Here is a 14,221-nt window from a genome sequence, read left to right on the forward strand (position 1 = left end):
GCGAACACGGGGCGCATGAACGTGATTCGGTACTGCCTGAACTGAGTGCAAACAGTTTAAGCACACACCGGTGATCCTGGCTCCCCGGGTTCATGCGGGTTGGTGTCGAAATGTGCACGGATCCCACCCGACTGCGGGGTGGGGCTGCCCGTCGCAAACCTCGGGTTTCCGGGGGTCAGGCCGCGCTGGCCGGGCGTGCCGCGGTTTGTCGCGCAGCCTCGCGCTCGGCGGCGGGGTTGTGCTCCCCCCACCGATTGGCTCGGCGGAAGCTGCCGAAGTCATTGAAGCGCACCCCCATGCGGCGCATCACGGCATGGGCCTCGCCAGCAATCATCTGGCGCACATAGAAGGGCTGGCCGACAACAAAGTGATGGATGGCGTGGGTCGAACCAAAATTGAAGCAGAACAGTTGCACGGGCCAGAACACCGGGTGGGTCCAGACTTGGCATTGCTGCATGACATTGCCTTTTTCAATGTCACCGTAGTAGTGCATGTTCGAGCTCACGAAGTGCAGACAGAAGGTGCGCAGCACATTGGGCCCCACCCAACACACCGTGGCGGCGTTCACCCACGTCATGGCGCTGTGCACCCACTCGGGCCAGACCACGGGCTGGCCGACCCACTGCCCGCCCAGGTTCACGGCGTGGAACACCACGAAAGCGTGCCAGGTGCCCCAGCACACATGGCCCAGGGGCATGTACAAGGACATTTTGGCAATCACAGCGCGGCGCACCTCCCCAGGGTTCTGTGGGCGGTCCACCTCGCGGATGTACAGGCCGGTGTAGCGCATCACCGTGGGCACGCGCAGCACATTGGCCAGCATGCTGTCCACAAGCATCAGAAAGCGCTTGATGCCCCAGGGCTCGCCGTTGGTGATGGAGCGCTCTTCCAGGTCAGATCGCATGCCCGACACCTTGTGATGGTGAAAGTGCAGGTGCCGACGGCCCCAGGGGTTGATGGTCGAAGGGCGCGCGATCCAGCCGATCAGCAGCAGGAAATCCTGCATGGGCTTGTTCTTCTTGAAATACAACTGGTGGATCAGGTCGTGTTCCATCTCGTGTGTGAATGCAGCCAAGATGGCCACCAGCGGCACTGTCAACCACCAGGCCAGCATCCCCTGCAGGTACAGCACCGCACAGGCCACCATGCCAGCCACACTGGCCAGCTGGATGAACAGGCCGATGGCGTCCTGATGGTCTAGCCACGGGTGGCGGTCCCGCAGGCGGGCGGCAGCAGCCTGCACTTCGGTGCGGATGACTTGCGTGCGCTGGGCGTCGGTCATGGAAGGGCTGGAGCCGCTGCCCACAGGCCGACCGATGGTGCGTCTGGCAGGGGCGGGCGTTGACCGAGGAGTTCGACGAGCGGCGTGTGTCATGAAAAGCTGCTTCATGATGGGGTGAACGATGGGCATAATTTGCCCGGCTCATGCGCGGGGCGTCTTGTCCGCACGCGCCAAGGCCTTGATCCAACGCACCTTGTCCCATGTCTGTCGTTGTTCCTGCGCACCGTTCGCCGGCCTTTCGGGCCACCTCGTTGTCGTCATGGGTGGCAGCCGTCAAGCGCGCGGTCGAAGCCAAAGGGGTGGATGCCGCTGCGTTGATGCGCTCGGTCGGCATGGACCTGGCTCAACTCGACGACCCGCTGGCGCGTTACCCCGTCGAGCAGACCATGGCATTCTGGCGTGCCGCGCTGGCTCATACGCACGACCCCCTGCTGGGCCTGCACACGGCCAAGTACCTGTCGCCGGCCACTTTCCATGCGCTGGGCTATGCCTTGCTTGCATCCTGCACGCTGGGTGAGTATTTCGAGCGGGCGGCACGCTACTTCCGAATCGTCACCGATGCCGGGCAGCTCATCTTCGAGCGAACGCCTACCCACGGGCAGATGATCCTGCGCGTCGACCCACAACTGGTGTCACCCGACACACACGAAGTGGTCTGGGCAGTGCTCGATTGTTTCCTGTTCACCACCGTGCGCACCTGTGGCCTGCTGCATGGCCCAGGCTTCGAGGTGATGGCCTTGCACCTGCAGCGTCCGGTGCCCTCGCAGCGCGAAGCCTACGAGCGTACCCTGCGCGTGGTGCCGGTGTACGACCAGGCCGACAGCCGGGTGCTCATCTCGGAGGCCGTGCTGTCACGCCCTTTGCCGCACGCCAATGCCATGCTGGCACGCATCAATGAAGAGGCGGCCGGAAGGTACCTGGCCGACTTGGGGCAGGGCGATGTCCTCGTGCGACTCAAGCGCCTGCTCCAGGAGCGCTTACCCAGTGGCGACCCGTCCCTTGAAGATCTGGCGGCCAGCCTGAACATGCCCCCGCGCAGCCTGCAGCGCCGCTTGGCCGGGTTGGGCACCTCGTTCCGCGACCTGATCCACCAGGTGCGTCACCAGTTGGCGCTGGAGTACCTGAGCCAGCCGCACCACAGCATCAGCGACATCGCCTACCTGCTGGGGTTTGCCGAAGTCAGTGCGTTCACGAGGGCTTTTCGGCGCTGGACAGGGAGCTCCCCCAGCGCATGGCGTGAGGCGCCGCCGGGACGCAAGGATTGATCGTGATTCAGTGCGGGTCGTGGTCACGGCCCTTGAACGCTTTGGGGCGGATGACGTTGCCATCACGCTCCACACCGCGCCGGGCTTTCTCGATGGCTTCCCGGGCCAGTCTTTCCGCCTGAACCTGGTCCACCTTCTGCTGTTGCCGTGCTTGTGGCCTGCCTCGCAAGCCACGCCACAGGCCGATGGCTGCAACTTTCAGGCGGTACCAGTGGCGCCCGGCGAAGCTGTCCAGGCGCTGCTGTGCCGGCGCCGGCAGCAGCAGCCGCACCAGAAATGCCAAGCAGACCAAGGCGGTCACCCCGGCTGCGATGCGTTCAGGCCAGTTCATGGCGTTCATCGTAGTCAACTCCAGCCTTTTGTGCACGCTGGGTGTTTCCCCGTCCATTCCCGCCTGCGCATTCCGTCATGCGCATCTGCAGGCCTGCATTCGGGTTGGCTCGAAAGAGGGGTGTTTCTCAACGTTCACTTCCACAGGCCCTTGCAAGTGCTTCATTTTGAACAACTTTTTGTCGCAAGTTTGCCTGCGAATGTGAATGTAAGTCTTTGATTTCATTCGAGATTTTTGCCTTCGCTCCCCTTGTTCCGGGGGTGTTCATGGTTTAAAGTGTCGGAAAGTGCACTTTAGTGGGGTTTTGTGGTGAGTCTGGTTTTTCAAGGGGCATCAGCGCTGGCGCTGGACGCAAAGGGGCGGTTTGCCGTTCCTTCGCGCCATCGTGACGCGCTGGCTGCGCTTTGCGCCGGCCAACTCACCATCACACGCCACCCTGACGGCTGTCTGATGGTCTTCCCCCGCCCGGCGTGGGAGGTCTTCCGTGACAAGGTGGCCGCCTTGCCCATGTCGGCTGCAGGCTGGAAGCGCGTGTTCATGGGCAATGCCATGGACGTCGAGATCGATTCGGCTTCGCGCGTGCTGGTTTCGCCCGAGTTGCGTGCCGCTGCCGGCCTGGGCAAGGAGCTGATGCTGCTTGGCATGGGCAGCCACTTCGAGTTGTGGGACGCCGAGCGTTACGCCGTTCACGAAGCCGCGGTCATGGCCCAGCCCATGCCCGACGTCCTGGCTGATTTCTCTTTCTGACGGCCATGAGCGACAGCCCCACCGCCTGGCAGCACACCACCGTCCTGCTGCACGAAGCCGTGCAGGGCTTGTGGGATGCCGACCAGGGCCCGCGTGCGCAGGGCTTGTATGTGGACGGCACCTTCGGCCGGGGTGGGCACTCCCGCCTGATCCTGTCGCAGCTGCCGCAGGGTGCGCGCCTGCTGGCACTCGACCGCGACCCTGACGCCATTGCGCACGCCACCCAGGGTGAGCGTGCGGTGGTCGACCCGCGTTTCCGCATCGAGCACGCCGCCTTCTCCACCTGGGGTGAGGTGGTGTCCGACCTGGGGCTGGGGTCGGTGGATGGCCTGCTGCTGGACATTGGTGTCTCGTCGCCGCAGATCGACAACCCTGAGCGGGGGTTCAGCTTCCGGTTCGATGCGCCGCTCGACATGCGCATGGACACCACCCAAGGTGAGAGCGCGGCCGATTACCTGGCCCGCGCCTCGGTCGATGAACTCACCCACATCATCCAGACCTATGGCGAAGAACGGTTTGCTCGCGCGATTGCAAAGGCGGTTGTGGCTCGCCGCGAATCCGGCCACCCCATCCGCACCACGGGCGAGCTGTCCTCCGTCGTGGCTGGTGCGGTCAAGACCCGTGAGGCCGGGCAGAACCCCGCCACCCGCACCTTTCAGGCTCTACGGATTCACGTCAACGGTGAGCTCGACGAGCTCCAGGCTGCTCTGGAAGCTGCCCTGAAGCACCTGGCGCCCGGTGGCCGAATGGCCATCATCAGTTTCCATTCGCTGGAAGATCGCCTGGTCAAGACGTTCATCGCCAAGCACTCGCGCGAAGAGTTCGACCGCCGTGCGCCTTTCGCCGAGCCCAAGCCCATGCTGCTGCGCTCCATCGGGCGCATCAAACCGTCAGAGGCCGAGATCGAAGCCAACCCGCGCGCCCGCTCGGCCGTGCTGCGGGTGGCCGAACGCACCGACGTGCCTTGGTCCCCTGCTCTGGCTGGCCTGACTTCGGTCGAATCGTCGCGCGCCCATGCAGCTCGCGTGTCCCGCCGCACCGGAGGGCGTCGCGGATGAGTCGCTTGAACATTGCTCTTGCACTGGCCGTGCTTGCCAGTGCCTTCTGGTTGATCCGCACCAGCAACGAGGCCCGAAGCCTGTTCGTGCAACTTGAGCGCGCGCGCACCGAAGAGCAGGAACTTGAGGTGCAGCACGACCGCCTCAAGGTCGAGCGACGCACGGCTGCCACTCCGCTGGTGGTGGAGGACATGGTGCGCACCCGACTGAAGATGTCGACGACCAATCCGGCGGTCACCCATTACGTGATCGATGGTGTGGCGCCTGTGGCCAAGCCTGCTGCGGAAGGGGGTACTCCGTGAGCGGCGGGCGGTTGAGTGCTCTGTGGCGCCGGCTGCGCGGCTCGCGCAAGCAGGCGGCTGCACCCATGCCCGCGGTGCGATATGGCTCCAGCCCACTGCTGGCGGCCAAGACGCCCACCTGGCGCCTGCGCCTGCTCACTGGCGCCCTGGGGCTGGCCTTTGCTGTGCTGCTGGGCCGTGCGGCCTGGATCCAGATCATTCACAACGACTTCTACCTGAAGCAGGGCGCGAACCGCTACGAACGCCGCATCGAGTTGCCGGCCAACCGTGGCCGCATCCTCGACCGCAACGGTGAGTTGCTGGCCTCCAGCGTGCCTGCGCCGTCGCTGTGGGCCATTCCGAAGGACTTCCAGGCCACCCGCGAGCAGACCCGCGAACTGGCGCGGCTGCTCAACATGAGCCCGCAGGAGCTGGCCAAGCGCCTGGACGACAACCCCAACTTCGTGTGGCTGCGACGCCAGGTGGCAGATGACGTGGCTGCGCAGGTCAAGGCGCTGAAGGTCAAGGGGGTGCATGCCCTCAAAGAGTCGCGGCGGCAGTACCCGGAAGGCGAGGCTGCGGCGCACATCGTCGGCTTCACGAACATCGAAGACAAGGGCCAGGAGGGCATCGAGCTGGCTTATGACCGCGATCTGTCGGGGCACGATGGACGCCGTCAGGTCATCAAGGACCGCCTGGGCAATGTGGTCGAGAACGTGGGTGACACCGTGCCGGCCATGGATGGCCGCGAAATCCACCTGTCCATCGACGCCAAGATCCAGGCCAACGCTTACCAGCGCATTCGCGATGCCGTGGCTCAACACAAGGCCAAGGCAGGCAGCGTGGTGGTGCTCGACGCCGTGACAGGTGAGGTGCTGGCCCTGGCCAATTTCCCCAGCTACACGCCCAGTGACCGTCGCAACCTGACCGGTGCGCAATTGCGCAACCGTGCTTTGACCGACACCTTCGAGCCCGGCTCCACCATGAAGCCGCTGATTGCCGGGTGGGCCCTGGAAAGCGGGCGTGTCAAACCCGACTCCATTGTCCCGACCTACCCGGGCAAGCTGCAGCTGGATGGTTCCACCATTTCCGACTCGCACCCGCACGGAGACTTGACCGTCGAAGAGGTGATCCAGAAGTCCAGCAACGTGGGCACCGTCAAGCTGGCCATGCAGATGCAGCCCAAGGAGATGTGGGAGCTCTACTCGGCCGTCGGCCTGGGCCACAAGCCGCAGCTGGGCTTTCCGGGGGTGGTGACTGGGCGCCTGCGCCCGCACAAGAGCTGGCGTCGCATCGAGCAGGCCACCATGAGTTATGGCTATGGTCTGTCGGCCAGCCTCTTCCAGCTGGCGCAGGCCTACACGGTGTTTGCCCGTGACGGCGAGTTGGTGCCAGTGACTCTGCTCAAGCGGGAGTTTCCCAGTGAAGCCCCCGCCGAAGCCATGCACCAGCAGGTGGCTTACAAGGGCGCTGTGGGCATGGCCCAGGGCATGAAAGGACCGGTGCCCGTGCCAGGTACCCGTGTGTTCTCGCCCGACACGGCACGCGCCGTGCGCAAGATGCTCAACATGGTCTGCAGCCCGGAAGGCACCGCGCCGCAGGCGCAGACCGTGGGCTACAGCGTGGGCGGCAAGACCGGCACCGCCCACAAGCAGGAAGGCCGCGGTTACGCGGGCAACAAGTACCGCTCGTGGTTCGTGGGCATCGCGCCCATCAGCAACCCGCGCATCGTGGTGGCCGTGATGGTCGACGAGCCCAGCAACGGTGTGTATTACGGGGGGGCTGTGGCGGCGCCCGTGTTCAGCCAGGTGGTGCAGCAGACCCTGTCACGCCTGGGTGTGATGCCTGACATGGAAGTGCAGCCGCGCATCGTGGCACAGCAAGGCGCCGCGGTGGCCGTGGAGGAGAGCTTCTGATGGCCCTGCACACACTGAACCATGTGGTCGATGTGCTGGCCTGGCTGCAGCAGCAGGCAGTGCAGGCCCTCACGGTCGACAGCCGGCAGGTGCCTGCTCTGGCCGCCTCTGGCCGCACGGCCTTTGTGGCCTGGCCCGGTGCCGCACGTGACGGTCGCGCTTTCGTGGCACAAGCCTTGAGCGATGGCGCCTGTGCCTGCCTGGTCGAGGCCGAAGGCGTGCAGGCTTTTGCGTTCGACGACGCCCGCATCGTGGCCGTGCCCAACCTCAAGGCCTTGCTGGCCGAGATCGCGCATGGCTTCTACGGCCTGCCCAGCCAGCAACTGAGCGTGGTGGCCGTGACCGGCACCAACGGCAAGACCTCCACGTCGTGGTGGACAGCCCAGGCCCTCAGTGCCCTGGGGCAACCGTGTGGTGTCATCGGCACCCTGGGCGTGGGTGAGCCCGGCAGTGGTGCTTTCGTGCCCACCGGCCTGACCACGCCCGACCCGGTCACCCTGCATGCCACCTTCCGTCAGTTTCTGAACCAGGGCCTGAAGGCTGCGGCCATCGAGGCCTCCAGCATCGGCATCGAAGAAAAGCGTCTGGACGCCACGCACATCCGTGTGGCGCAGTTCACCAACTTCACGCAGGACCACCTCGACTACCACGGCAGCATGCAGGCCTACTGGGAAGCCAAAGAGGCGCTGTTCCACTGGCCCAGCCTGCAGGCCGCCGTGGTCAATGTCGATGACCTGCGCGGTGAATCGCTGGTGCCTCTGTGCACTCAGCGGGGCCTGGACGTGTGGTCATATGCCCTGATGGCGCCTGCACGCCTGCGCGCCGAGGCGGTGCGCTTCCACGCGCAGGGCATGGGTCTGCGCCTGATCGAACGCAGTGCCGACCTGCAGCAGGTGCTCGACGAAGTCGACCTCGACACCCGCCTGATTGGCGAGTTCAATGCGGCCAACCTGCTGGCCGTGGTGGGCGCCTTGCGTGCACTGGGTCATCCGCTGCGCGACATCGCCCGTGTGTGCGAGCATTTGAGCAGCGTGCCCGGCCGCATGCAGCAGGTGCATGTGGACGAGGTGGGTGCCGAACGCCTGCCCCTGGTGGTGGTCGACTATGCCCACACGCCCGATGCCGTGCTCCAGGCCTTGCGGGCGTTGCGCTCCATCACCGAAGCCCGCGGCGGCCGCCTGTGGTGCGTCTTGGGCTGCGGTGGCAACCGCGACCCGATCAAGCGCCCGCTCATGGGCGCCATGGCCGATCAGCATGCCGATGAAGTCGTCCTGACCAGCGACAACCCCCGCCATGAATCCCCGGCGCTGATCCTGTCGCAGATGCTGACCGGCATCACCCGCACCGACCGCATCGCCGTGATCGAGAACCGTCACGAGGCCATTGCCCATGCCGTGATGCAGGCCGACCCGCGTGACCTGGTGCTGCTTGCTGGCAAGGGCCACGAAGCCACCCAGGAAGTGGCCGGCGTGAAGACGCCGTTTTCCGATGTCGAGGAATCCATGGCTGCCTTGCGCCAGCGCATGAACACCCAGCACCTGAAGGGGCCCCAATGACCGCTGCCCCCATGATGACCTTGGGCTTGGCCCATCAACTGCTGCCCGGCTCGGTGCTGGTGGGTGACCCCGCCACCCCGCTGTGGCGTGTGCACACCGACACGCGCACCTTGCAGGCCGGTGACTTCTTCGTGGCCTTGCGCGGCGAGCGTTTCGACGCGCATGACTTCCTGCCCCAGGCGCAAGCTTCGGGTGCCGTGGCTGTGCTGGCCCAGCGGGGCGTGGCCGAATGCGGTCTGCCAGGGCTGGAAGTCAGTGACACCCGTGCCGCCCTGGGCCGCCTGGCGGCCGGTTGGCGCAGCCGCTTTCACATGCCGCTGGTCGGTATCACCGGCAGCAACGGCAAGACCACCGTCACACAGATGGTGGCCAGCATCCTGCGCGCCTGGATGGCGCAAGGCCCGGGCGAGCAGGCTGCGTTGGCCACCCAGGGCAATTTCAACAACGACATTGGTGTGCCGCTCACCCTGCTGCGCCTGCGCGAAGGCGTGCACCAGTGCGCTGTGGTCGAGCTGGGCATGAACCACCCTGGCGAGATCGAGCAGCTGGCCGCCCTGGCCGCGCCCACCGTGGCCCTGGTGAACAACGCCCAGCGCGAGCACCAGGAGTTCATGCACACGGTGGAAGCCGTGGCGCGTGAAAACGGGGCCGTGCTCAGCAGCCTGCTGCGCAATGGCGTGGCCGTGTTCCCGGCCGACGACGCTGAGCACACGCCCATCTGGCGAGAGCTGTCGGCAGGCCGTCGTGTGATCGACTTCGCGCTGAACGATGCGCCTGCCGCCGTGACCGGCTCGGCCCAATGGGTCGACGCTGCCGCACAGCCGCACTGGGCCATGGCCCTGCGCACCCCGGCCGGAGAGGCCTCCGTTCGCCTGGCCATGGCCGGTGAACACAATGTGCGCAACGCCCTGGCCTCGACCGCCGCGGCGCTGGGGGCTGGCGCCCCCCTGTCGGCCGTGGTGGCGGGGCTGGAAGCCTTCGTGCCCGTCAAGGGCCGTTCGGCCCTGCTCACCGTCGAGCGTCCGCAAGGTCGTCTCACCCTGGTCGACGACAGCTACAACGCCAACCCCGATTCCGTGCGTGCCGCCATCGACATGCTGGCCGGCCTGCCGGGCCCGCGCTGGCTGGTGCTGGGCGACATGGGCGAGGTCGGCACCCAGGGCCCTGCTTTCCACGAAGAAGTCGGGCGCCATGCCGTGGCCCGTGGCATCGACCACGTCTGGACCGCGGGCAGCCTGTGCCGTCACACCGCCAGCGCGGTCGGCGCGCAGGCCCTCTCATTCGAATCGGCCGCCGACATCGTCGCGGCCCTGCAGTCGCACAGCCCCGCAGCGCCCGCCGTGGCCTCGGTGCTGGTCAAAGGATCCCGTTTCATGAAGATGGAAACCGTCGTGGCCGCCCTGCTGGCCCAAGCCGGAGGTGCCCATGCTGCTTAGTCTGGCCGCCTGGTTGCAGGCCCTGAACCCCGACTGGGGCTTCTTGCGCGTCTTCCAGTACCTCACCTTCCGTGCCGTGATGGCCGCCATGACGGCGCTGCTGATCGGCCTGGCCCTGGGGCCGCTGGTGATCCGCAAGCTCACCGAACTCAAGATCGGCCAGCCGATCCGCGAGTACGGCATGCAGAGCCACCTGACCAAGCGTGGCACACCCACCATGGGTGGCGCGCTGATCCTGATGTCGATCGGTCTGTCGACCCTGTTGTGGTTCGACTGGTCGAACCGCTTCGTGTGGATCGTCATGATCGTGACCATGGGCTTCGGTGCCATTGGCTGGGCCGACGACTGGCGCAAGGTGGTCAAGAAGGACCCCGAGGGCATGCCTTCGCGCGAGAAGTACATGTGGCAGTCGCTGATCGGCGTGATCGCGGCCATCTACCTGGCCTTCAGCGTGTCCGAGACCAGCTACTTCAAGGTGATGGAGCTGTTCTTCGACTGGGTGGCTTCGGGCTTCGCGAAAGACCTGCCGCCCAAGGCCGACCTGATCGTGCCCTTCTTCAAGACCATCAGCTACCCGCTGGGTGTGTGGGGCTTCATGGCCCTGACCTACGTGGTCATCGTGGGCACCAGCAATGCCGTGAACCTGACCGACGGCCTGGATGGCCTGGCCATCATGCCCGTGGTCATGGTGGGCTCGGCCCTGGGCATCTTCTGCTACGTGACCGGCAACTCGGTGTTCGCCAAGTACCTGCTGCTGCCGCACATCCCGGGGGCCGGCGAGTTGCTGGTGTTCTGCGCGGCCATGGCCGGTGCGGGGCTGGCCTTCCTGTGGTTCAACGCCTACCCGGCCCAGGTGTTCATGGGCGACGTGGGCGCGCTGGCCCTGGGCGGTGCCCTGGGCACCATCGCCGTGATCGTGCGCCAGGAGATCGTCCTGGCCGTCATGGGCGGCGTGTTCGTGCTCGAAGCCCTGTCGGTCATGGTGCAGGTCAGCTACTTCAAGTACACCAAGAAGAAGTACGGCGAAGGCCGTCGCATCTTGCTGATGGCGCCGCTGCACCACCACTTCGAAAAATCGGGCTGGAAGGAAACGCAGGTCGTCGTGCGCTTCTGGATCATCACCATGCTGCTGTGCCTGGCTGGCCTGAGCACCCTCAAGCTGCGCTGACCGCCCCGTTCACACCATGCTGCATCTGAACCAACTCACCGTGCTGATCCTGGGTCTGGGTGACTCCGGCTTGGCCATGGCGCGCTGGTGTGCGCGCTGTGGTGCCACGGTGCGTGTGGCCGACACGCGCGCCAACCCGCCGCAAGCGCCTCGCCTGGTCGCCGACGTGCCGGGCGCGTCGCTGCACCATGGGCTCAGTCCCGAACTGCTCGAGGGCGTGAACATCGTGCTCAAGAGCCCGGGCCTGATGCCGGGCGATGCCGCCGTGGCGCCCTTGCTGGCCGCCTGCGACGAGCGCGGCATTCCGGTGCGCGGCGAGCTGGCCCTGTTTGCTTCGGCCCTGGCCGACCTGAAAGCCACGCGCGGTTATGCACCCCACGTGCTGGCCATCACGGGCACCAACGGGAAGACCACCACCACCTCGCTGACGGCGATGCTGGTCGAGCGCTGCGGCAAGCGCGTGGGCTTGGCCGGCAACATCGGCCCGACGCTGCTGGACACCCTGAGCCAGGCGCTGGACCAGGAGCCGGAGCTAGCCGAGACCGAACCTGTGCCTGTGGCCGAACCCGCGGCTGAAGAGGCGACAGATGTCGTGGCCACGGATGAAGCGGCCTCGGCAGAGGCGATCCCTGAAGAAGCGCTCACCGAAGAGTCTGTTCAACAAGCACCTTTGTCCGACGACGAAGACGCGCCAGCCGTCGTCCTGGCCCCACCCCCGCCAGCGGCCCCGGAGTTCCAGGTGCTGCCCGAGGTGTGGGTGCTCGAGCTGTCCAGCTTCCAGCTCGACGGCGTCAGCAACTTCGAGCCCAGCGCTTCGGTCGTGCTCAACATCACCCAGGATCACCTCGACTGGCACGGTTCGATGCACGCCTACGCCGAGGCCAAGGCCCGCATCTACGGCAAGCAGGCCGTCATGGTCATCAACCGCGACGAGCCCCTGGTCGAAGCCATGGTGCCCGCGCCCGAGGTGGTGAAATCGGGGGTGCGAGGCCGCCCGGCCCGCGTGGTCGAACGCCAGGTGGTGCGCTTCGGGCTTGACGCGCCCAGGCGCCCGGGTGATTTCGGCCTGGTCGAAGAAGCCGGCATGGCCTGGCTGGTTCGCGCCCGCGAAAGCGATCCGACCCTCAAGCTCAAGAAGGGCGAGACCGAAGACATCGTGCTGCAGCGCCTGATGCCCGCCGATGCGCTGCGCATCCGCGGCCGCCACAACGCATCGAACGCATTGGCCGCGCTGTCGCTGACCACGGCCATCGGCCTGCCGCTGGCGCCCATGCTGCACGGCCTGCGCGAATACCGCGGCGAGCCGCACCGCGTCGAGCTGGTCACCACCGTGGGCGGTGTCGACGCCATCGACGACAGCAAGGGCACCAACGTGGGCGCCACCGTGGCCGCCCTGCTGGGCCTGGGTGCCGACCTGTCGCCCGGCAAGCTGGTCATCATCCTGGGCGGCGACGGCAAGGGCCAGGCCTTCGAGCCGCTGGCCGAGCCGGTCAGCCGCTTTGCGCGCGCCGTGGCCCTGATCGGCCGTGACGCGGGCCCCATCGAACTGGCCTTGAACGGCAGTGGTCGCCTCAGCGACCCCATGGGGGGGGGCATTCCCATGCAGCGCCATGACAGCCTGGAAGCCGCCACCCGCTGGTGCTTCGAGCAGGCCCTGCCGGGCGACGCGGTGCTGCTGAGCCCGGCCTGCGCCAGCCTGGACATGTTCCGCAACTATGGCCACCGCGCCCAGGTGTTCATCGACACCGTGCGCGAACTGGCCGCCGACCGTGGAGACATCGCATGAGCGAGGCCATGGACACTCCCGGCAGCGCGCCCGCTGAAGCCTCGGGTCTGGTGGGCTGGTTCCGCCGCCTGACCGGTCGGGCCGCCGCCAGCGGCGCCGAGGTGGTGGGCCGCTTGCCGGTGCGCGACTGGGTGCAGGTGAACACGCAGCCCACCAAGGTGATGGGCTTCGACCAGCCGCTGATGTGGGTGGCCATCTCGCTGATGATGCTGGGCCTGGTGATGGTGTATTCGGCATCGATCGCCTTGCCCGAAAGCCCCAAGTACGCCAACTACCAGCCCACGCACTTTTTCATGCGGCATCTGCTGTCCATCGGGCTGGCGCTGACGGCCGGTGCCGTGGTGTCGCAGATTCCGATGGCCGTGTGGGAGCGCTGGGCGCCCTGGTTGTTCGTGGTGGCTCTGCTGCTGCTGATGCTCGTGCTGGTGCCCCATGTGGGCAAGGGTGTGAACGGTGCGCGCCGATGGCTGCCCCTGGGCGTCATGAACTTCCAGCCTTCCGAGCTGGCCAAGCTGGCCATCACCCTGTATGCGGCCGATTACATGGTGCGCAAGATGGACGTGAAGGAGCACTTCTTCCGCGCCGTGGCCCCGATGGCGGTGGCCGTGGGTGTGGTGGGCCTGCTGTTGCTGGCCGAGCCCGACATGGGGGCCTTCATGGTGATCGCCGCCATCGCCATGGCCATCCTGTTCCTGGGGGGCGTGAACGGCCGCATGTTCTTCCTGATCACGGCTGTGCTGGTGGGCGCCTTCGTGCTGATGGTCAGCCTCAGCCCCTGGCGGCGTGAGCGCATCTTTGCCTACCTCGATCCCTGGGAAGAAAAAAATGCATTGGGCAAGGCCTACCAGCTCACCCACTCGCTGATCGCTTTCGGTCGAGGCGAGATCTTTGGCGAAGGCCTGGGCTCCAGTCTGGAAAAGCTGCACTACCTGCCGGAGGCCCACACCGACTTCCTGCTCGCCGTGATCGGCGAAGAACTCGGCTTCATCGGCGTGGCGGTGGTCATCTGCATGTTCTTCTGGATGGTGGTGCGCCTGTTCCACATCGGCCGGCAGGCCATCGCGCTCGACCGCGTGTTCGCTGGCCTGGTGGCGCAAGGCGTGGGCGTGTGGATGGGCGGACAGGCCTTCATCAACATGGGTGTGAACCTGGGCGTGCTGCCCACCAAGGGCCTGACCCTGCCGCTGATGAGCTACGGCGGTTCGGCCATCTTGCTCAACTGCATCGCCCTGGCCATCTGCCTGCGTGTGGACATTGAAAATCGACAACTCATGCGCGGAGGCCGCGCATGATGGCGTTGGCGACGTTCTACGGCGACATCGACACTGCGCGCAGTCAGCGCGCAGGGCGTCGATTTCGGCGCAGCCAAAACAGACAACTCATTCGCGGAGGCCG

The 14,221-nt window shown here is 66.2% G+C and carries 12 protein-coding genes; 10 read left to right on the forward strand and 2 right to left on the reverse strand.

The annotated features are described in order from the left end of the window. Window positions 1-175: 175 nt before the first annotated feature. Window positions 176-1,282 (reverse strand): fatty acid desaturase, encoded by a 1,107-nt coding sequence (locus EYS42_RS13400; RefSeq protein ID WP_207301163.1) that lies wholly within the window; start codon window positions 1,280-1,282, stop codon window positions 176-178. 200 nt (window positions 1,283-1,482) lie between these two features. On the opposite strand from EYS42_RS13400, the gene EYS42_RS13405 reads away from it, so the two are divergent. After that, window positions 1,483-2,547: an AraC family transcriptional regulator gene (locus tag EYS42_RS13405; RefSeq protein WP_130968690.1), complete on the forward strand. Its 1,065-nt coding sequence runs from the start codon at window positions 1,483-1,485 to the stop codon at window positions 2,545-2,547. A gap of 7 nt (window positions 2,548-2,554) precedes the next feature. On the opposite strand, the gene EYS42_RS13410 is transcribed toward EYS42_RS13405, so the two are convergent. Beyond that, window positions 2,555-2,878, reverse strand: coding sequence for a hypothetical protein (locus tag EYS42_RS13410; RefSeq protein ID WP_130968691.1), 324 nt, complete (start codon window positions 2,876-2,878; stop codon window positions 2,555-2,557). A 315-nt stretch (window positions 2,879-3,193) separates the two neighbouring features. Between EYS42_RS13410 and mraZ the strand changes: the two genes are divergently transcribed. The 9 genes from mraZ (at window position 3,194) to ftsW (ending at window position 14,118) form a co-directional block, all read left to right on the forward strand. Then, complete coding sequence (gene mraZ, locus EYS42_RS13415; protein WP_165456788.1) at window positions 3,194-3,625, forward strand: division/cell wall cluster transcriptional repressor MraZ; 432 nt, start codon at window positions 3,194-3,196, stop codon at window positions 3,623-3,625. A gap of 5 nt (window positions 3,626-3,630) precedes the next feature. Further along, window positions 3,631-4,683 carry a 16S rRNA (cytosine(1402)-N(4))-methyltransferase RsmH gene (gene rsmH / locus EYS42_RS13420; RefSeq protein WP_130968693.1) on the forward strand — a complete coding sequence of 351 codons (1,053 nt, stop codon included), beginning with the start codon at window positions 3,631-3,633 and terminating at the stop codon, window positions 4,681-4,683. 5 nt (window positions 4,684-4,688) lie between these two features. After that, window positions 4,689-4,985: a cell division protein FtsL gene (gene ftsL / locus EYS42_RS13425; RefSeq protein WP_425358905.1), complete on the forward strand. Its 297-nt coding sequence runs from the start codon at window positions 4,689-4,691 to the stop codon at window positions 4,983-4,985. 65 nt (window positions 4,986-5,050) lie between these two features. Next, the gene (locus tag EYS42_RS13430; protein WP_130968695.1) at window positions 5,051-6,880 is read left to right on the forward strand and encodes a peptidoglycan D,D-transpeptidase FtsI family protein; all 1,830 of its coding nucleotides are present in this window, start codon (window positions 5,051-5,053) and stop codon (window positions 6,878-6,880) included. Further along, window positions 6,880-8,436, forward strand: a complete 1,557-nt coding sequence (locus EYS42_RS13435; RefSeq protein ID WP_130968696.1) for a UDP-N-acetylmuramoyl-L-alanyl-D-glutamate--2,6-diaminopimelate ligase — start codon at window positions 6,880-6,882, stop codon at window positions 8,434-8,436. The genes EYS42_RS13430 and EYS42_RS13435 overlap by 1 nt, the downstream gene beginning before the upstream one ends. Then, on the forward strand, window positions 8,433-9,872 hold the full coding sequence (locus tag EYS42_RS13440; protein WP_245503639.1) for a UDP-N-acetylmuramoyl-tripeptide--D-alanyl-D-alanine ligase: 1,440 nt from the start codon (window positions 8,433-8,435) through the stop codon (window positions 9,870-9,872). The genes EYS42_RS13435 and EYS42_RS13440 overlap by 4 nt, the downstream gene beginning before the upstream one ends. Further along, window positions 9,862-11,040 (forward strand): phospho-N-acetylmuramoyl-pentapeptide-transferase, encoded by a 1,179-nt coding sequence (gene mraY / locus EYS42_RS13445; protein WP_130968697.1) that lies wholly within the window; start codon window positions 9,862-9,864, stop codon window positions 11,038-11,040. Before EYS42_RS13440 ends, mraY begins: the two co-directional genes overlap by 11 nt. Before the next feature lie 16 nt (window positions 11,041-11,056). Beyond that, window positions 11,057-12,826 (forward strand): UDP-N-acetylmuramoyl-L-alanine--D-glutamate ligase, encoded by a 1,770-nt coding sequence (gene murD / locus EYS42_RS13450; protein ID WP_130968698.1) that lies wholly within the window; start codon window positions 11,057-11,059, stop codon window positions 12,824-12,826. Further along, entirely contained in the window at window positions 12,823-14,118 is a 1,296-nt protein-coding gene (ftsW, locus tag EYS42_RS13455) for a putative lipid II flippase FtsW (protein WP_245503640.1), read from the forward strand. Before murD ends, ftsW begins: the two co-directional genes overlap by 4 nt. The last annotated feature ends 103 nt before the right edge of the window (window positions 14,119-14,221 follow it).

Source organism: Aquabacterium lacunae (assembly GCF_004310865.1).
GTDB classification, from domain to species: domain Bacteria; phylum Pseudomonadota; class Gammaproteobacteria; order Burkholderiales; family Burkholderiaceae_C; genus Aquabacterium; species Aquabacterium lacunae.

Excerpts from the sequence above, each read along its gene's own strand:
- mraY (WP_130968697.1), top strand. The coding sequence starts at position 9,862 with ATGCTGCTTAGTCTGGCCGCCTGGTTGCAGGCCCTGAACCCCGACTGG.
- murD (WP_130968698.1), top strand. The coding sequence starts at position 11,057 with ATGCTGCATCTGAACCAACTCACCGTGCTGATCCTGGGTCTGGGTGAC.
- EYS42_RS13430 (WP_130968695.1), top strand. The coding sequence starts at position 5,051 with ATGCCCGCGGTGCGATATGGCTCCAGCCCACTGCTGGCGGCCAAGACG.
- rsmH (WP_130968693.1), top strand. The coding sequence starts at position 3,631 with ATGAGCGACAGCCCCACCGCCTGGCAGCACACCACCGTCCTGCTGCAC.
- EYS42_RS13405 (WP_130968690.1), top strand. The coding sequence starts at position 1,483 with ATGTCTGTCGTTGTTCCTGCGCACCGTTCGCCGGCCTTTCGGGCCACC.
- EYS42_RS13410 (WP_130968691.1), bottom strand. The coding sequence starts at position 2,878 with ATGAACTGGCCTGAACGCATCGCAGCCGGGGTGACCGCCTTGGTCTGC.
- EYS42_RS13440 (WP_245503639.1), top strand. The coding sequence starts at position 8,433 with ATGACCGCTGCCCCCATGATGACCTTGGGCTTGGCCCATCAACTGCTG.
- EYS42_RS13400 (WP_207301163.1), bottom strand. The coding sequence starts at position 1,282 with ATGACCGACGCCCAGCGCACGCAAGTCATCCGCACCGAAGTGCAGGCT.
- ftsW (WP_245503640.1), top strand. The coding sequence starts at position 12,823 with ATGAGCGAGGCCATGGACACTCCCGGCAGCGCGCCCGCTGAAGCCTCG.
- EYS42_RS13435 (WP_130968696.1), top strand. The coding sequence starts at position 6,880 with ATGGCCCTGCACACACTGAACCATGTGGTCGATGTGCTGGCCTGGCTG.